The 17,156-nt window shown below is 72.1% G+C and carries 16 protein-coding genes; 10 read left to right on the forward strand and 6 right to left on the reverse strand.

Going from position 1 to position 17,156, the window contains the following annotated elements; genetic code table 11:
• Positions 1-49 precede the first annotated feature (49 nt).
• From AMK27_RS06145 to AMK27_RS06155, 3 genes are all read right to left on the reverse strand, one after another.
• Positions 50-904, reverse strand: coding sequence for a phosphatase PAP2 family protein (locus tag AMK27_RS06145; protein ID WP_073903225.1), 855 nt, complete (start codon positions 902-904; stop codon positions 50-52).
• A 63-nt stretch (positions 905-967) separates the two neighbouring features.
• On the reverse strand, positions 968-1,921 hold the full coding sequence (locus AMK27_RS06150; RefSeq protein ID WP_073903228.1) for a YihY/virulence factor BrkB family protein: 954 nt from the start codon (positions 1,919-1,921) through the stop codon (positions 968-970).
• Complete coding sequence (locus AMK27_RS06155) at positions 1,921-3,870, reverse strand: diacylglycerol kinase family protein (RefSeq protein WP_079188221.1); 1,950 nt, start codon at positions 3,868-3,870, stop codon at positions 1,921-1,923. Before AMK27_RS06155 ends, AMK27_RS06150 begins: the two co-directional genes overlap by 1 nt.
• 926 nt (positions 3,871-4,796) lie before the next feature.
• On the opposite strand from AMK27_RS06155, the gene AMK27_RS06160 reads away from it, so the two are divergent.
• On the forward strand, positions 4,797-5,114 hold the full coding sequence (locus tag AMK27_RS06160; RefSeq protein ID WP_073903234.1) for a DUF3040 domain-containing protein: 318 nt from the start codon (positions 4,797-4,799) through the stop codon (positions 5,112-5,114).
• Positions 5,115-5,241: 127 nt separating this feature from the next.
• Here the strand turns inward: AMK27_RS06160 and AMK27_RS06165 are convergent, their stop codons facing one another.
• A complete protein-coding gene (locus tag AMK27_RS06165; protein WP_073903237.1) occupies positions 5,242-5,415 on the reverse strand; it encodes a CsbD family protein in 174 nt (57 codons plus the stop codon).
• Between the two features lie 153 nt (positions 5,416-5,568).
• Here AMK27_RS06165 and AMK27_RS06170 point away from each other — a divergent pair, with 153 nt between their 5' ends.
• Both AMK27_RS06170 and AMK27_RS06175 read left to right on the forward strand, forming a co-directional pair.
• Positions 5,569-5,730, forward strand: coding sequence for a hydrophobic protein (locus tag AMK27_RS06170; protein WP_073903239.1), 162 nt, complete (start codon positions 5,569-5,571; stop codon positions 5,728-5,730).
• Positions 5,731-6,018: 288 nt separating this feature from the next.
• Entirely contained in the window at positions 6,019-8,166 is a 2,148-nt protein-coding gene (locus AMK27_RS06175; protein ID WP_073903241.1) for a SpoIIE family protein phosphatase, read from the forward strand.
• Positions 8,167-8,564: 398 nt separating this feature from the next.
• On the opposite strand, the gene AMK27_RS06180 is transcribed toward AMK27_RS06175, so the two are convergent.
• Positions 8,565-8,861, reverse strand: a complete 297-nt coding sequence (locus AMK27_RS06180; RefSeq protein ID WP_073903243.1) for a hypothetical protein — start codon at positions 8,859-8,861, stop codon at positions 8,565-8,567.
• Between the two features lie 339 nt (positions 8,862-9,200).
• Positions 9,201-9,995, reverse strand: coding sequence for an STAS domain-containing protein (locus tag AMK27_RS41120; protein ID WP_079188222.1), 795 nt, complete (start codon positions 9,993-9,995; stop codon positions 9,201-9,203).
• 370 nt (positions 9,996-10,365) lie between these two features.
• Between AMK27_RS41120 and AMK27_RS06195 the strand changes: the two genes are divergently transcribed.
• From AMK27_RS06195 to AMK27_RS06225, 7 genes are all read left to right on the forward strand, one after another.
• Complete coding sequence (locus AMK27_RS06195; RefSeq protein WP_073903245.1) at positions 10,366-11,454, forward strand: glycosyltransferase; 1,089 nt, start codon at positions 10,366-10,368, stop codon at positions 11,452-11,454.
• Positions 11,454-12,521, forward strand: coding sequence for a glycosyltransferase (locus AMK27_RS06200; protein ID WP_073903248.1), 1,068 nt, complete (start codon positions 11,454-11,456; stop codon positions 12,519-12,521). Before AMK27_RS06195 ends, AMK27_RS06200 begins: the two co-directional genes overlap by 1 nt.
• Positions 12,518-13,531 carry a glycosyltransferase gene (locus AMK27_RS06205; protein WP_073903250.1) on the forward strand — a complete coding sequence of 338 codons (1,014 nt, stop codon included), beginning with the start codon at positions 12,518-12,520 and terminating at the stop codon, positions 13,529-13,531. The genes AMK27_RS06200 and AMK27_RS06205 overlap by 4 nt, the downstream gene beginning before the upstream one ends.
• Positions 13,516-14,331, forward strand: coding sequence for a glycosyltransferase family 2 protein (locus AMK27_RS06210; RefSeq protein WP_073904032.1), 816 nt, complete (start codon positions 13,516-13,518; stop codon positions 14,329-14,331). The genes AMK27_RS06205 and AMK27_RS06210 overlap by 16 nt, the downstream gene beginning before the upstream one ends.
• Before the next feature lie 131 nt (positions 14,332-14,462).
• Positions 14,463-14,639, forward strand: a complete 177-nt coding sequence (locus tag AMK27_RS06215; RefSeq protein WP_073903253.1) for a CsbD family protein — start codon at positions 14,463-14,465, stop codon at positions 14,637-14,639.
• 210 nt (positions 14,640-14,849) lie between these two features.
• The gene (locus AMK27_RS06220; protein ID WP_073903256.1) at positions 14,850-15,323 is read left to right on the forward strand and encodes a hypothetical protein; all 474 of its coding nucleotides are present in this window, start codon (positions 14,850-14,852) and stop codon (positions 15,321-15,323) included.
• A 455-nt stretch (positions 15,324-15,778) separates the two neighbouring features.
• Positions 15,779-17,023, forward strand: coding sequence for an NAD(P)/FAD-dependent oxidoreductase (locus AMK27_RS06225; protein WP_073903259.1), 1,245 nt, complete (start codon positions 15,779-15,781; stop codon positions 17,021-17,023).
• Positions 17,024-17,156: the final 133 nt, after the last annotated feature.

Genomic DNA, 17,156 nt, shown 5'->3' on the forward strand with positions numbered 1-17,156 from the left:
CGGTCCCGGTGCGCGTCACCGGGCGCGGCGTGAGCGTGGGCTCCTTCCGTCACCCGGACCGATGCGTTCCCGGTGGATCGCGCCGCTCGTCCGAGGGAACCGAAGCGTGGCGCAGGGACAGGGGCGGCTCCGGTGTGGTCGAGGAGATCTCGGGTTCGAGGCCCTGCGCGGGCGTCGTGCGTCGGCGCCCGGTGTCGAGCCGCCAGGCTTCGAAGACGAGGGTCGTCGCCGTGACCACCGTGAGGCCCAGCAGCCACCCTCCGACGACGTCGCTCACCCAGTGCACCCCCAGCGCGACCCGGGTGTACCCGACTCCCAGGACCGCCGTGACGGCGAGCGCCCAGGGGAGCGGGCGCCAGGCGCGGGGGACCAGGGGGAGCAGGACCAGCAGGAGGACCGCGCAGGAGGTGGTGGCGGTCATCGCGTGTCCGGAGGGGAAGGAGAAGCCGGGGGCGTGGGACACCGGATCCGGCAGGTGCGGGCGGGCGCGCTCGACCACGTGCTTCGTCAGCAGGCCGATCAGACCACCGGCCACCGCCGTGACGGAGGCCCAGGCGGCGAGCCGCCACGCGCGGCGGGTCAGCAGCCACACCACCACGACGGCGACCAGCAGGCGCATCGCCACCGGATCCCACACGTAGCCGGTGAGGAACTCCAGGAAGTCCACCCAGCCCGGGTGTTCGAGAGCGGTCTGGTGAAGTCGCTCCGCCGTGCCCCGGTCGAGCCGGTACAGCGGCGGCCAACGGGACTCGACGAGAACCAGCGCGAGCGCGAAGGGGACCGCCACCACCGCGGTGGCGATCGCCGCCAGGACGAGCCGCGTCCCGAAGGTCGCGTCGGCACTGCGATGCCGGAGGAGCAGGGCCCGCACGGGCCTTCGGACTCGCGTGGTGCGCTGTGCCATGGGAGAGCCGACTTCCTTACGTGTCATGAGGGGAGAGCCGCAGCCGGCTCGTGGGGGAGGGGGTCAGACACCGGGGTCCCGGCCCACCGGCTCCTTCACGCCCGCTCGCGTGGCCTCCAGCTGCGCGGCGAACGCGAGGCCGAGGAAGAGGGCGAGGGAGGTCAGGTACGACCACAGGAGCAGGGAGACGATCGCGCTCAGGGGCCCGTAGACGGTGGTGAAGGAGCCGCTGGCGCCCACGTACAGGCTCAGCGCCCAGGTCGCCGTGATCCACAGGAACAGATGCACCACGGCACCGAAGGCGAGCCACGTGTACCCCGGTTGGGCACGGCGCGGCGAGAGGCGGAAGATCGCGCTGGTCGCCAGGACGGCCAGCAGGACCCCGATCGGCCACCGCAGGATCTCCCAGGCCCGGACGGTGCCCGGCCCGAGGTGGTAGACCTCGGCGAACGAGTGCGTGAGATCGCTGCCGAGGACCGTGACGACGAAACTGAGTCCCAGCGGGAACCCCGCGAGCACGGCCATCACCAGGCCGCGGGTGTACTTGCGGAGAAACGGACGGTCGCGTTCGTTCCCGTAGATGCGATTGGCGCCGCGCTCCACCTGGCACAGGCTGGTCGTCACGTTGACCAGGGAGAAGAGCAGCCCCAGCCAGAGGGCCGCCTGGCCGCCGTCGCCGGCGTGGCGACGGCTCTCGCGCAGGGCGTCGTCGACCATCTGCTGACTCGGACCGCTGGTGATCCGGCGTATCGTCAGCTCCGCGACCCGGCCGATGTCCTCCGTGTGCAGCACGCTCGACAGGCCGATGGCGGCGATGGCCAGCGGCACGATGGACAGCACGGTCTGCAGGGCCAGAGCGCGGGAGTGGCTGAAGCCGTCGGCATAGCGGAACCGTATGAAGGAGTCCCGGGCCAGCCGCCAGCCTCCGTAGCGGCGCAGCGCGGCCCATGCCTCGTCTCCGGACAGCTCCTCGCCCTGGACATCACGTCTCTGCGGAACACGCGTGGCGGTACCCATCACGAGCCTGCCGGCGTGCGGGTCGGCGCGAGCGGCGCGGGGACGTCGGGTGGAGCGGGACGGTCCGGAACTCCGGCGGCCCGGGCCACAGCGTCGCTCCTCGTGCGGCGCGGGGCTGGGGTGGCGGGCCGGACCGGGGCGGGCCGCGGAGCGCGCGGCAGTCGTACGAGCAGCGCGCCCGGCTCGGTCTCCACGGTCAGCCGCCGGCCGTCGGCGACGGCGTCCCCGTCGAGCTCCCTGGGTTGCGCCCCTGCGAACCGGATGTCGATGTGCCGGCCGCGGTAGTACGTCAGCGCGCCGCCGGCGACGGACCGTCGGCCGACCTCCACGGAGTCGGCCGTGATGCCTGCTGTCTCCCGCTGCGTCGTGGAGCGCGGGCGCAGGGCCCGGGAGAGCAGATGCCCGGTCGCGGCGAGCCACCCGGCCGCGCCCTCGGGGGCGAACAGCACGACGTCCAGCCGCCCGCTGTCGGCGCGCGCGCCCGGCAGGAGTTCGAGCCCGCCCTGCAGGGTGCCGACGTTGCCGACGACGACCATGCGCGCCCGGTGGCGGCGACGCGGTCCGCCGTCCACCCGGATCGACACCCGGGTGCGGGGGTCCCGGAGGTGCCGGGCCGCCGCGAGGAGATAGGCGGCCCAGCCCAGACGCGCCTTGAGCCGCGGTGACGCGTCGCGGACCATCGCGGCGTCGAAGCCGGCCCCCGCCATGACCGTGAACCGGGCGGGCTCGAGGCGGTCGCCGGAGACGCGCCCCAGGTCGATGCCGAAGCACTCCCCGCCGAGGGCGTCGTCCAGTGCGGTCGCCGGCTCCAGGGGAAGCCCCAGGTTGCGGGCGAGGAGATTGCCGGTGCCGCAGGGCACGACCGCGAGCGGGATCCCTGTCCCGGCCAGCACGTCGGCGCAGGCCCGTACGGTTCCGTCGCCTCCGCAGACGACGACCAGGCCGACGGCGACCGGGGCCACGGCGGCCGGGGGGTCCGCGCCCGGTGTGGTCGCGTCCGAAGCGGTCGCGTCCGAAGCGGTCGCGTCCGAGGCGGTGCCGCCTGGAGTCCGGGTGCCGATGACCTCGGCGAGCGCACCGCTCGGCCGTTCGGCGGTGGTGATCGTCCAATGCTGATCCCGATGGCCGTGCGCCTCCAGGACGGCGCGCACCCGGTCGGCGAGCCGGTCGTCGCAGGCGTGCGGATGGCGGACGACGACGACCCGTCCGGCGGCCATCCGCCGGCTCCAGGTCGCGGCGGGCGCCGAGTCGGCGGAGAGCCGACTGCCGCGGTCGTCGTCGGCGCTGTCCCGCGTGCGCCCGGCCAGGACGACCGAGCCGATGACGAGAAGCGTGAGCGTTCCGTTGACCAGCCCGCCCACGACGTCGGTGGGGTGGTGCATGCCCCGGTACAGCCGCGAGAGCGCGACCAGCGGAGGAACGAGCAGCAGAACGCCCGCGACGACGTATCGCCGGCGGCCCCGCAGACGGGTCAACGCCAGCACGGCCAGCCCTCCGAACAGGGCGACCGAGGCTCCGACGTGGCCGGACGGGAAGCTCGACGTCGGCGGCGCCGCGTCGAGGTGGGGTACGGCGGGGCGGGGTCGCCGCACGCAGACCGTGACGATCAGGAACACCGCGGACTGCGTGGCGACCGAGGCGCTGATGAACACGGCCTCCGCCCACCGGGTCGCACCCGGCAGGAGGAGCAGGGCTGCCACGCAGAGCAGCGTGACCGCGACGATCGACTGGGTCCCTGCCAGCACCGACAGCCCGGACGACACGGCGTCGGCCATGTGGGTGCGGTCGGCGGCGAACCCGCGGCTGACCCGGTCCTCCACCGAGGTGAGCAGGCCGGCCAACGGATCTCTGGTCACCAGCAGTCCCAGCCCGACCATCAGCGTCACCTGCGCGGATACCAGCACCAGAAGCCGGGAAGGTCTCGCGGCCGTGTCTGTCTGCGTCGTCATGACAGACCGCTTTGCCCGTCGCGGCCGGATGATTCCGCGCCGGGAGCAAATCAGCGCCGAGCGAGTGCTGGCCCCGCGCCGGGCGCTCGCGCCGATCGGTTACGTCGGGCGCGGCCGGCGGGAGGGCGGGGCCGGCGGCCTGCGTGCACCGAGGGCGACCTTCGCGGTCTGCACGCGGTCACGGGCGGCGCGCTCGGCCTCCGCGTCCCCGGCGCACCGAAGGAACGGGGCGCCCTGCTGATGAGGGTGGGGTGCTGCCGTCGAATCCGTTGCCCGGGGGCCGGTGCTCTGAACGCCGGGGCCGGGGGTGCGCCGGAGTGTCACCACTGCCCCTGCCGGGGAGGCGGGGCGCGGGGTGTCCGGGTGCCGTACGGACCCGGCGGCAGCCCATCGTGCGTGCGGGTGTGCCTAGGACGCCGAGGGGAAGGGGCGTCGGGTGGCGGTCCCCGCTCCGGAAGGCCCATCACTCGAGGTGCGCACTTCCGACATCACTCTTCTGGCCCGACTGTTCTTGTCCAAACCCCCTTTCTGCCAGTGTTTCTGACAGAGGACAGGGAAGCCCGACCCGGGAAGAGTGCCGGATCCGCCTTCAAGCTCCGGGGGCCATGACGCCCTCCCGTGTCCGGGGGGCAGGCGCGCTCGGCGAGGTGCTCGAAGGGCTGGTGCTGCGTCCTCTCGAACGGCGCGATCAGGGTGAGCTCCCGGGCGGCGCGAGCCCTCGTACGGCTCCACAGGATTGAGCTCGCGCGACCGGGGAAGGCGCCAGAAGCGCCGCAGTCCCCACACAGGGCAGGGCAACCGAGGCCGACGCCTGCTGCGGCGCACCAACTCAGAACGCACGAGCCCGCAGCGTCTGCCTCACCCCTCGCGGCCTTCACCGAGCCGCCGGTTCCCGACCACGAGGCGGCCAGGCGTCGGGAGTCGACATGGACGGTCCGCACCTTTCGCCGGGCGAGCGCACGATGCTCGCCGTCATCGAGCGCGGCCTGTCCCGCGACCGGCGCCTGGAGCGCCGTCTGCGGACCATGCGTGACGGCCCGTTCCGCCGTACGCGCGGACGCCTCCTCCCCATGGCGACCCTGGTACTCGCACTGGTGTCGGCCACGCTGGTGGTGCTTGCGGTGACCGCCTCCTCGGCGCCGTTGATCTGGGCCTTCGCCGCTTCGTGGGCCGGCACGCTGATGTGCGGCGTCTGCTGGGTCCGCAGGCTCTGCAAGGCGGTCGCCGGATCCGGTCGTCGGTGACAGTCGGTGACACGGGTCGCACCCGCGGTGGCACCGGCCACGAGCGAGCCCGGAGTTCCGGCCCCCGCACAAGGCCGGGCCCCGACCTGAACACCAGGTCGGGGCCCGGAGGCGCGTCGTGGGCACCTCAGCGCTTGAGGTTGTCCTTGACGTCCTCCTTGGCCTCGCGCGCCTTGCCCTTGGCCTGATCCGCGAGGCCGTCCGCGGTGAGCCGCTCGTTGCCGACCGTGCGGCCCACGGCCTCCTTGGCCTTGCCCTTGGCCTGCTCGACCTGCGCCTTGCTCTTCTCCGTGCCCGACATCGGGACCTCCTCCTGTGTGAACCGGGTTGGTCTTGACCGGCGCCTGCTCTCGATGCCTGCCCGCAAACCTTGAGCAGGCCTGGAGAATCCCGTGAATCTCGTACGCATGACCGAAGGTCGGTGGGGCAGACGGCGCCTCGGAGGTTGATATCCATGGTTCCCCTGCTTCTCGTTCTGCTGCTCGTGCTCATCCTTTTCGGTGCCGGTTTCGCACTCAACGTCCTGTGGTGGGTCGCCGTCGTGGTGCTGGTCCTGTGGCTGCTCGGGTTCGTCGCCCGGCCGAAGGGAGGCAGCGGCCGCTGGTACCGCTGGTAGGCACAAGGCACGTCCCGCACCACACGGCCGCGAACCCGTCTCTGACGAACGGGTTCGCGGCCGTTGCCTGTGGACACCCAGAACTCCATGGAGGAGGGCGGCATGACCGACAGGTCACCGCTCACCTCGTCCGGGATCGTCGCCCCTCTCGGGAGAACCCAGGCTCCGGCACCGGCCGCCGACCCTCCTACGGGTGACCGGCGGGGCTCCGACGGACGAGCGGTCGAGCCCCGGTGCCTCGACCGTCGGCGAAGAGCCCTCGCGGGTGTGTCAGCGTATGGTCGCAGTATGCGAGCCGTGCCACCTGGCGTCGCCGAGCAGCCGTCCGGCCCGGGGTCGCTCGGAGCCGCGCTGGTGGAGAGCGTGCGACGCACCGGCGCCTCCGCGGGGGTGCTCTATCTGCGGGACGACACCGCTCGCGCCCTCGACCTGGCTGTCCTGTGCGGGCTGCCCGACGAGGTTGCCTGGCCCTGGCACCGGGTCCCGCTCGCGACCACCACTCCGGTGAGCGTGGCCGTCCGGGAGGAACGTCTGGTGTGGGTCGGCTCCCAGGAGGAGATGGCCCGCGCCTACCCGCGCGTCGCGGTCAGCCTGCCGTACCGCTGCGCGCTCGCCGCCGCGCCGCTGTCCGGCCGGACGCGCTCCTGGGGCGGTCTGGTCCTGCTGTGGCCGGCCTCCCACCCGGAACGGGCCACCCGCCGGGAAACGGGCCACATCGTCGCGGAGGCCCGCCGCATCGCCCACAGGCTGGACCAGTCTCCGGAGCCGCCCCGCCTGCCCGAGCAGCCTCTCCGCGTCCCGCTCGCCCCTTCCTCTCCGTACGGGAGCCGGGCGGGCGCCGCGGCCGCGGACTTCGCCGAACGGCTGCCCGAAGGCGCGCTGGCACTGGACCTGGAAGGAAGGATCACGTTCGTGAACGGCGTGGCGGCCGTCCTGCTCGGCCGAAGCGCGAGTCGCCTGCTCGGGACGCGTCCTTGGCAGTCCCTGCCATGGCTGGACCAACCCGTCGTCGAGGACCACTACCGCACCGCCGTCATCAGCCGTGAACCCGTCGAGTTCACTTCGCCGCATCCCCCTGACCGGCCCCTCCGCTTCCAGCTCTTTCCCGATGCCAGCGGCATCAGCGTCCGGATCACCCCCGTGTCCGAAGAGCCTCCCACCGGCCGGACCCCCGCCCCGCCCCGGCTTCCACGCGTCGTCTCCGCCGCCTCGTCGACCGCCCACACAGGCCGCCTCTACCAGCTCCTCCACCTGGCGTCCGCGCTCACCGAAACGGTGGCGGTCAACGATGTCGTCGAGCTGATCGCCGGGCAGGTCCTGCCCGCCTTCGGCGCGGACGGACTGGTCCTGTCCGCGGCGGACGCCGGCCGCCTGAAAATCACCGGCTGGCACGGCTACGACCGTGAGACCCTCGAGCGTCTCGACGGTCTGCCGCTGGGTACGCAGCTCACACCGGCCGGACAAGTCCTGTCGACCGGCGTTCCCGCCTTCTTCGGCAGCACGGAGGAGATGGCCGAGGAGTTCCCGCGCGCTCCTCTCCTCAGCGGAAAGCGCGCCTGGGCGTTCCTGCCCCTCCTCATCTCCGGCCGACCCGTGGGGTGCTGCATCCTCTCCTACGACCGGCCGCACGCCTTCACCGCCGACGAGCGGGCGGTCCTCACCGCCCTCGCCGGCCTGATCGCCCAGGCCCTGGACCGGGCCCGGCTCTACGACGACGTCCACGGTCTCGCCCTCGGCCTGCAGGAGGCGCTGCTGCCCCACGGCCTTCCCTCCGTGCCGGGCCTCACCCTGGCCGCCCGCTACCTCCCCGCAAGTCACGGCATGGACATCGGAGGGGACTTCTACGACGTCATCCGCCTCGACGACACCACCACCGTCGCCGCCGTCATCGGCGACGTCCAGGGGCACAACATCGCCGCCGCCGCCCTCATGGGCCAGGTCCGTACCGCCATCCACGCCACCGCCGAGGCCTCACCCGACCAGGTCATGGCCCACACCAACCGCGTGCTCCTCGACCTGGGCACCGAGCTGCTGGTCTCCGCCCTCTACGCCCGCATCGACCTCGCCCGGGGCAGCGTCCAGCTCGTCAGCGCAGGCCATCCCCCGCCCCTTCTGCACCGCCCCGGCGAACCGGGTTCGGTCGTGGGACTCGATCCCGGCCCGCTCCTGGGCATCGACCACGGATCGGACTACCCGGTGAACCACCTGGACCTCCCGCCGGGAAGCACGCTCGTGCTGTACACGGACGGACTCGTCGAAGTGTCCGGCACGGAGCCTGACCAGACCACCCACGACCTCGCCGGGTATCTCCATCGTCACCACGGCGAGGATGCCGAGAGCCTGGTCGACCGCCTCATCCGCCGGGCGTGGCCCGCCGGCCGGCACACCGACGACACGGCTCTGCTGCTCCTGCGGACCCGGGCAGGGGACCGGTGAGCGGTGGGCGGAGGCTTGGGCGGAGCCGTCCGGTGCGCACGGCCGAAGCGCCGGCTCCCGCACGTTTCCGCCGCCACAGTTCGGGCAAACAGCACAGAACGCCCATGCGGGGATGCCCCTGAGGGGAAGCCCGCTCCAGGAGCCGAGTTCGAGAGGCAGCAAGCGATGCGTGTCGTACGAGCCACATACCTGCAGGTCCGGGGACTGATGAAGGAGTCCGAGGGCAAGGCCCTGCGGGACTCCGCCATGCGAGCCGAAGGGCGCCGGATGCGCGACGAGGGCCGACAGGTGCGAGAGGAGCGTCGGCCGCGGCCCCCCGGCTAGCCGTCGCGGGCCGGGACGGCTTCGCGGCTCTCCCGGCCTGGTGCGATCGGGCCCTCCGCCCCGTCCCGTGCGGGTCAGGCGCCGACGGCCTGCGTGACCGTGATGGCGAACGGCGTGCGGGCCGCCCAGGGGCCGCCGGTGACGACCAGAGGGATGTCGAGGCCCTCGCACAGGCGGCGCACCCGGGCGAGAACGCTCAGCGAGGCGCCGGTGGCGTAGCCGGCGGCGAGGTGCAGGCGCACACCCCCCGGCCGGTGGGCGAGCACCAAGCGCTCCACGCGCAGGGCCGCGGCGGCCCGAGCGGTGACGTCGAGATCGGCACGCAGGCGCAGAGCCAGGACGGGGCCCTCGGTGGTGTACTCCACGGGCATGGATCGCTGCCTTTCACCAGACCGACCCGTCCGCCCGCCAGCAGCGGTGACGGGCCGGTGAACACCGGATCGTCGTACACGAAGAGGCTCACAGGGGGCGTCACGACACTGTCGGGGCCCCGGGCCGAGTAAGGTCCACGGCTGCGCGACCGGTGGGCGACCACCGCACGCCCCCGGTGGGGCGTGAGCGGTCGGGACGCCGACCGGCCCTCCGAGCTGTTCTCACAGTACGCCTCTGCCCGTTTCGCGCACGGGCACACAGGTCGGTTCCAGAGCCGCCTCCGGACGCCCCGGTCGCGATCGCGCGGGCCCGGTCGCACAGCTCCGAAAGGACGCGGGTCAGTCGGCGAGGGCCACGAGCCTCGGGTGGGCGAGGTGCTCCGGAGTCCGTGCGATCACGTGGACGGGCGCCTCGGTGTGCTGCCTCTTCAACGTCTCGAAGGCCGCCTGATAGGCGTGCTCCTGCTCGTGGGCGGACGCGGGCATCCACCAGATCAGCAGGTGGGCTCGACGACGGGCACCGGTACGGGTCGCGTAGGACACCTCATGGACGATCAGTCGTGCCTGGTCCAGGGGCATGTGTACGACCAGTTCCTCGGGCGTCCAGTTCGCTTCCGCTTCCACCATGAGGACGTCACCGCGCAGGGTGAGGACCACGGTGTTCACGTCGCGTTGCTCCTTGACGTGGCGGAACGCCGCGACGTGATCGCTGCCCGGGGGCGGGGCCGCGCGTGACGCGGTGTCGGCATCGCGGACGACGGGACGGCCACCGTGCGCCGCCGGGGACGCGGGGCGCCCGGACGCCGCGCGGGGCGGGCAGGCCCGCATGGTGAACAGATGGCGGGTGCCGGTGACGTCGAGCAGATGGAGCGCCTGGGCGCCGGGGCCGCACAACTGCAGGGCTCCACCGGCCTCCTGTACCCGCCTCCGCAGCGCGAGGAGGGTCTTGACGCCGCCGGAGTCGATGAAGGTCATGCCGGACAGGTCCAGGAGGAGGGCCCGCCCGCGCAGGGTGAGCATCTCGGTCGCCGAGGCGAGACGTGAGCACGTTTCGGGGTCGAGTTCTCCCGTCACGGTCATCAGGATGCGGTCCGGGTATGTGGCGTCGGAGGCGATGTTCAGGGAGGTGCTCATGGATCTTCGCCCTTCTGCCGCCGTGCCTGCTTCCTGGCGCCTACCCCTGAGACGGGGGGACAGTCGCCCGCCGCGCCTCAGGGTTCGCCGAGGGGCCGACGACCAGGGGCGCGACCCGGGCCCGGCGCAGAGCGGGTGCCTGCGAGGACCGGCCGCCGCGTGAGCGCGCGGAACGCTCCGGAGCCCGCTCCCGCGCGAAGGACCGATGGCGGAATGCTGACGTTATGCCCGTTTTCGGCTTCGGTTACGGGGCAGTCGCGCCATGACCGGCTGACGGGGTGCACGGGAAGAGAAGCCGACCGACGCCCGCGGCACCGGTCGGGACCGCGTGTCCCCGACCGGCCGGCAGCCCCCGACGAAGGAGCGCACCATGCCCGTACGGCAGCCCTCCGCGCAACCCGAGCAGGAGATCCGGGTGGCCTCCGTGCCGGCCGGCCATGTGTACACGCGCCACTGCGCCGCTCCGGAATCCGACGGTGTACGGCGACTGGCCGATCCCCGGCCGAACGGAGCCCCCAGTACGTCGCAGCGCTGGTGGCCGCCGGTCATGCTCGCCCCGGAGTGGGTGCACGACCACCACGACGACTTCGACCTCTTCCACCTGCACTTCGGCTTCGACGCTCAGAGCCCGGCCCAGCTGTCGTCGCTTCTGGAGGCCCTCGACCGGCACGCGAAGCCCCTGGTCTACACGGTGCACGATCTCCGCAACCCCCACCAGCCCGATCCCGCCGCCCACGACGCGGCCCTCGACGTCGTCGTTCCCTCCGCCCAGCGCCTGATCACCCTGACCCCCGGGGCCGCGGAGAGCATCCGCCGCCGCTGGCACCGGTCGGCGGCCGTCCTGCCCCATCCGCACGTGGTCGAGCTGCCCCGCATGGCCCGCCCGCGCCCCCGCACCGACCGGTTCCGCGTCGGGGTCCACGCCAAGAGCCTGCGCCCCAACATGTCCGTCCTTCCGGTCGTCCGGGTCCTCGCGGATGCGGTCGCGGAACTGCGGGACGCGGAACTCCAGGTCAACATCCACCACGACGTGGCGGATTCCGGCTCAGCGGCGCACGACCCGGACCTCATGCGGGCGCTGGAAGACCTCGCGGACCGAGGGCGCCTCACCCTCGAGGTCCACGACTACTTCGGCGACGAGCAGCTCTGGGAATACCTGGAACGGCTGGACCTGTCGGTTCTGCCCTACCGGTTCGGCACCCACTCCGGCTGGCTGGAGGCGTGTCACGACCTGGGCACCGCGGTCGCGGCCCCGGACTGCGGGTTCTACGCCCAACAGAGGCCCTGCCTGACCTACGGAAACTCGCAAGAAGCCGGTCTCGACGCGGAATCGCTGCACGCCGCGGTGCGGACGGCGTACGACGAGGGGCCCGCGCCCCGGGCCACGGTGGCGGACCGCGCGCGGGAGCGCGCCGCGCTCGCCGCCGCGCACCGGGCCCTGTACGCGAGCCTGCTGTGATGAACGGCCTGCGAGTGGCCCTCATCGCGTCCGCGCGGTTCCCCATCAGTGAACCGTTCGCCGGAGGGCTGGAGGCTCACACCTGGTGGCTCGCGCACACCCTCCACCGACGGGGCCACCACGTGGAGCTCTTCGCGGCACCGGGCTCCGACCCGGCGCTCGGGGCGCGGGAACTACGGGTGCGGCGACCCGTGTTGAGCGAGGCAGCCCGCTCGGACGCGAGCATGCCGAGTGCGAGGTGGATGGAAGAGCACCACGCGTACCTGGGACTGATGCTGGACCTGGCGGCGGACGGGGAGCACCGGTTCGACGTCGTGCACAACAACAGCCTGCACCACCTGCCCATCGCGATGGCATCGGCACTGCGCGTGCCGGTGGTGACGACGTTGCACACTCCGCCCACCCCGTGGCTGGAGTCCGCCATCACGGCGCAGGACGCGTGCCCCGTCACCTTCACGGCGGTCAGCAGTTTCACCGCGGGCGCCTGGAGGCAGACCGTTCCCTCGGCGCGCGTCGTACGCAACGGCATCGACATGGACCACTGGAGGCCCGGCCCGGGCGGCGGCGACCTCGTCTGGTTCGGGCGGCTGGTGCCCGAGAAGGCGCCCCACCACGCCATCGCGGCGGCGCGCGCGGCCGGGGTGCGGCTGCGCGTCGCGGGACCGATCTCCGACCGGACGTACTTCGACGAACAGGTACAGCCCTCGCTGGGCGGCGACGTCCAGTACGTCGGACACCTGGACCGTCAGGAGCTCGTCGAACTGCTGGGTACCGCGAGCGCCGCCCTGGTCACCCCGAGCTGGGACGAACCGTACGGGCTGGTGGTTGCCGAGGCGCTGGCATGCGGGACTCCGGTCTGCGGCTTCGACCGGGGCGCCCTGCCGGAGATCCTCACCGCAGACTGCGGGCTCCTGGCGCGGGCGGGGGACGTGGAGGCCCTGGCGGAACTCATCCCGCGGGCCATGAAACTCGACCGGCGTGACGTACGCCGACGGGCCGAGGAGTTCTGCTCACTCGAGCGCACCGCCGACGGATACACCGATCTGTACGAGGAGGTGAGGTCGTGATCGGCTACTACGTCCACCACCAAGGTCGCGGACACCTGCACCGCGCCGTCTGTGTCGCCGCGCACGTACGGGGGCCGGTGACCATCCTGTCGTCCCTGCCCCGCCCGCGCTCGTGGACAGGGGGCTGGATGTCCCTGCCGCCGGACATCGACGGCGCCCCGGACGACCCCACGGCACGCGGCCGTCTCCACTGGGCCCCGGTCCGGCACGACGGGCACCGGGAGCGGCTGGGCATGATCGCCGAATGGGTCAGACGGGTGAACCCCGACCTGTTCGTCAGCGACGTGTCGGTCGAGGTCGCCACCCTGGTCCGGCTGATGGGTACTCCGGTCGTGGTCGCCGCCATGCGAGGGGACCGCGGCGACGAGGCACACCGCCTCGCCTATGACCTGGCCGACGCTCTCCTCGCCCCCTGGCCGCGGTCGCTGCCCGAGCCAGGCTGGCCCGCGCACTGGTACGCCAAGACCGTGCACACCGGAAGCATCTCCCGTTACGACGGCCGGCCCCGCCCCGCGGTCGGCGACGGGCCCTCCCGCAGGGAGGTGGTCCTGATGCTGGGCGCCGGTGGAGCCGATGTCACCGAGCGCCAGGTCGAGGAGGCGATGCGGGCGACACCCGGTTGGTCGTGGACCCGGCTCGGCGGCCCGACTGCCGGCTGGACGGACGATCCGTGGCCGGTGCTGTGCCGGGCGGACGTCGTCGTCACACATGCCGGACAGAACGCCGTGGCGGAGTGCGCCGCCGCGCGTACCGCCACCGTCGTCCTCCCTCAGGACCGGCCCCACGGCGAACAGGCCGCCACCGCACGCGCCCTGCGGACGGCGGGGCTGGCGACCGTTCGGGACACCTGGCCGGTCCCTCGGGCATGGCCCGCTCTGCTGGCGGAGGCGGCCGCGCGACCTGACCGCTGGCGGCAGTGGTCGCCCGGCGACGGTGCCCGCACCGCCGGCCGCCTGCTCACCGAGCTGTGCCTGCGCCGGCCCGGACGGTCCGCGTGCGTACCGCGGTGATCACCCTCGCCGCGGGGCGGCATCGGCATCTCCGTCTCCAGCAGGACGGACTCGCCCGCGGCGAGTGCACCCCCGACCACTACGTGGTCGTCTCCATGGCCGATCCAGGGATCGAGGCGGTCGTCGCCGGAAGGAGGCCGCACGCCGAGGTGCTCCGCCTGCCTCTGGCGGACGGGCGTCTTCCGCTGGCAGCGGCCCGCAACGCCGGCGCCGCCAGGGCTCTGGCCGCGGGCGCGCGACTCCTGGTCTTCCTCGACGTCGACTGCGTCCCGGGTCCCGACCTCCTGGACGCCTACGCCCGTGCCGCCCAGGACGGAGCGCTGCTCTGCGGCGCCGTGGCCTATCTGCCGCCCCCGCCCGAAGGGGGCTATCGACTCGACGCCCTGGCCGACATGGCGCCACCGCACGCGGCCCGTCCCGCACCCGGCACCGGGGAGGTCGTGCGCGGGGGAGACCCGCGGCTGTTCTGGTCGCTCTCCTTCGCCCTCACCGCCCGTACCTGGAAACGCGTCGGAGGGTTCTGCGAGGACTACACCGGATACGGGGGCGAGGACACCGACTTCGCTGCCGAGGCGACCCGGCGGGGCGTGGACCTGTGGTGGGTGGGCGGAGCACCCGCTTATCACCAGCACCATCCGACTCAACGGCCGCCCGTCGACCACATCGACGACATCCTGCGCAACGGAGCCCTCTACCAGTCTCGTTGGGGTAGCTGGCCCATGGAGGGATGGCTGCGCGCATTCGAAGGGCTGGGGCTGGTGCGGTACGTCCCGGCGACCGACACCTGGCGAAGGGTTTAGGAGGGCGGGCGGGCTCCGCGGGGGAGTGCCCGGGACGAGGAGGTACGCCCGACGATGCGGTCAGGAGGCGGCGTGGGCAGATATGTCCTAGTTTGTCATCGTTCCCAATTCCTCACCCAGAAGGACAGGTCATGGCTGACAAGGGCCGCACGGACAAGATCAAGGGCAAAGCGAAGGAAGCGGTCGGCAAGGTCACCGGCAACGACCGGATGAAGGCCGAAGGCAAGATGGACCAGGTCGAGGGCAAGGCGAAGGAAGCGGCGTCCGACGCCAAGGACGCCCTGCGGGGCAAGCGCGACGAGCGCTGATCGCTCCGCGGCGCGAAGGGTCCGCTCCTCACGGAAGCGGACCCTTCCGGCGTCCCGGTCGGCCTCCTGGGTCTCGCCCGCACGCGCGGACGATCACGTGACCCGGCGGGACCGCGGCATGAAACGGCATGACCGGGGCAGGCGCTGGTAGAGGGGGTCGGTGCGTCGCACGGCGGACCGACGACCCGGTGCGTGAGGGCGGTGTCAGCGATGAGAGAGCCGGCTTCCACCTCGACCAGGGAACTCCTGCGACCCGAAGCCCTGCTGGACGTCGCTCACGACGCCGGCCGCGATTACGCCCGCTGGCGGGTGCGTCTGGCGGGTGCGGACGGGGAGAGCCTCTGGATCCGCCTCTTCGAGGCCGGCGACATCAGCGTCTGGGCCCTGAGCTGGAGCAGTATGCCCCCGGGTACCGCGTACCTGGACCACGAGGGCGTGCGAGGAGCCGTCTTCGTGGCTCGGGGGTCCCTCCTGCACGAGCGGGCCCGCCTCGGCTGTGCCCCGCACCCCGAGGAGGTCGGAGCCGGTCAGGGGTTCTGCTTCGACGAGAACTTCTACCATCGGATGCACGCCGTGGGCGATGCCGGCCCGACCGTCACCGTGCACGTCTTCGCGTCGGCGGATCTGAAGCGTGTCGGTACTCCCGACCAGGACGCTCTCGTCCTGGGCTTCGGCCTCCCTTAGCCCGAGGGGCACCACGGGACGAATCAACGCCCCCGCGGGAGCCGTCCGTGCTGCGCAGCCGCCACGCCCGCGCCGCCGCTCGTTCTGATCGATCAGAACTCGTACCGCGGAGCGCCGGGCCGCCTCCGCCCGAGGTTTCGCCGCAATAGTGGTGCAGATTGAAACCAATGCATTGGGCATCTTCTGACGGGCATAAGCGGAATGGCTTCTTCTTTACCCTTCCTTGGGGAGTTTTAGAAGCATGATTTTCGGCTGGTTTGGTTCGGTCAAATCGCCCATGGCGGGCCAAAAATGCGTGGAGTGTTGAATTCCGCAGACTTAATATCGCCCCTACTGCATTACCTTCCCGTGGGGCGTGCTTGACCTGGATCTACCCCTTGCATAGCCTCCGTTTCGCGCTCGCGTTCTGACCAGACCGAGCTTCAGGCCGTTAAGTCGACCAGCAGGGGAAATCTATGTATGACGTCATCGTTGTGGGTGGCCGGTGCGCAGGATCGCCTCTCGCCATGCATCTGGCCCGACAAGGCCACCGCGTCCTCGTAGTGGACCGGGCTTCCTTCCCCAGCGACGCGGTGTCGACCCACTACATCCACCAGGCCGGTCTGCTGCGCCTGCAGGAGTGGGGTCTGCTCGACGAGATCATCGCGGCCAAGACGCCCGCACTCCGCAAGATGCACTACTCCTACCGAGGCATCGAGCTCAACGGCTTCGCGGAGCCTGTCGACGGCATCGACGCCGTCTACTGCCCCCGTCGTACCGTCCTGGACGAGATACTCGTCAACGCCGCCCGCCGGGCCGGCGCCGAGGTCGTCGAGGGATTCACCGTCACCGACGTGGTGGTCTCCGAGGGACGCGTCACGGGCATCCGCGGCCGCGAAGGAGACGGCCCCGAGCACGAGTTCAGTGCGACGATCGTCGTCGGTGCCGACGGCTTCCACTCCACCGTGGCCAAGAAGGTGGGCGCGGAGCTGTACAACGTGCGCCCCGCCGCCGGGTTCGTCTACTACTCGTACTACGCCGGCCTCGAGTCGTGGGGCCTGCACCACAAGAACGGCTTCAACGAGAAGTGGTTCGGCACCTGGCCGACCAACGGCGATGTCAACATGGTCGCCATCATCGGGGCGAAGCGCCACCTCAAGGAGTTCCGCCAGGACGTCGAGGCCAACTTCCAGGCCGTGATCGACGATGTCTCCCCGGAGATGGGCGAGCAGCTGCGGGACCAGGGCCGGCGCGTGGAGGACTTCCGCCCCATGCGCTACCCCGACAACTACTACCGCCGCGCGTACGGCCCGGGCTGGGCGCTGGTCGGTGACGCCGGCTACCACAAGGACCCCTACACCGGCTGGGGCATCACGGACTCCTTCCTGCACGGCGAGCTCCTCGCCGAGCGGATCCACCAGGGCCTCGCGGGCGAGCGCCCCATGGAGGACGCGCTGGCCGAGTACAACAAGCTCCGCGACGAGGAGAGCGCCGGCGTCTACGACTTCACGACGACGCTGGGTGAACTCACCGAACTGCCGCCGTTCTTCAAGGCGACGATGAGCGCGATGAGCAAGTCCCAGGAGTGGACCGACAAGATGCTGGGCCTGATCGGCGGCATCGTCCCGGACTACGAGATCTACGCACCGGACGCCCTGGAGCGGCTCTACGACGCCGCCGGCGTGCCGGAGGCCGAGCGGATCTACGACCCCGCCGGCTGACCGCGGCCCGCTGCCCGCCGCCGTCCCCCTCCGGGCCGACCCCGAGGGAAGACGCCGGATCCCGGACTCGTAGCCCAGTCCCGGATCGGATCCCGGAGCAGCGTCTCTCCACCGAGCGCCGGGTGCGCCTCTG

Source organism: Streptomyces sp. CB02009 (genome assembly GCF_001905825.1).
Lineage (GTDB): Bacteria > Actinomycetota > Actinomycetes > Streptomycetales > Streptomycetaceae > Streptomyces.

Coding starts and splice junctions, on each gene's coding strand:
- AMK27_RS06150 (WP_073903228.1), bottom strand. CDS start 1,921: ATGGGTACCGCCACGCGTGTTCCGCAGAGACGTGATGTCCAGGGCGAG.
- AMK27_RS06215 (WP_073903253.1), top strand. CDS start 14,463: ATGGCTGACAAGGGCCGCACGGACAAGATCAAGGGCAAAGCGAAGGAA.
- AMK27_RS06200 (WP_073903248.1), top strand. CDS start 11,454: ATGAACGGCCTGCGAGTGGCCCTCATCGCGTCCGCGCGGTTCCCCATC.
- AMK27_RS06225 (WP_073903259.1), top strand. CDS start 15,779: ATGTATGACGTCATCGTTGTGGGTGGCCGGTGCGCAGGATCGCCTCTC.
- AMK27_RS06180 (WP_073903243.1), bottom strand. CDS start 8,861: ATGCCCGTGGAGTACACCACCGAGGGCCCCGTCCTGGCTCTGCGCCTG.
- AMK27_RS41120 (WP_079188222.1), bottom strand. CDS start 9,995: ATGAGCACCTCCCTGAACATCGCCTCCGACGCCACATACCCGGACCGC.
- AMK27_RS06155 (WP_079188221.1), bottom strand. CDS start 3,870: ATGACGACGCAGACAGACACGGCCGCGAGACCTTCCCGGCTTCTGGTG.
- AMK27_RS06160 (WP_073903234.1), top strand. CDS start 4,797: ATGGACGGTCCGCACCTTTCGCCGGGCGAGCGCACGATGCTCGCCGTC.
- AMK27_RS06220 (WP_073903256.1), top strand. CDS start 14,850: ATGAGAGAGCCGGCTTCCACCTCGACCAGGGAACTCCTGCGACCCGAA.
- AMK27_RS06195 (WP_073903245.1), top strand. CDS start 10,366: ATGCCCGTACGGCAGCCCTCCGCGCAACCCGAGCAGGAGATCCGGGTG.
- AMK27_RS06170 (WP_073903239.1), top strand. CDS start 5,569: ATGGTTCCCCTGCTTCTCGTTCTGCTGCTCGTGCTCATCCTTTTCGGT.
- AMK27_RS06175 (WP_073903241.1), top strand. CDS start 6,019: ATGCGAGCCGTGCCACCTGGCGTCGCCGAGCAGCCGTCCGGCCCGGGG.
- AMK27_RS06165 (WP_073903237.1), bottom strand. CDS start 5,415: ATGTCGGGCACGGAGAAGAGCAAGGCGCAGGTCGAGCAGGCCAAGGGC.
- AMK27_RS06145 (WP_073903225.1), bottom strand. CDS start 904: ATGGCACAGCGCACCACGCGAGTCCGAAGGCCCGTGCGGGCCCTGCTC.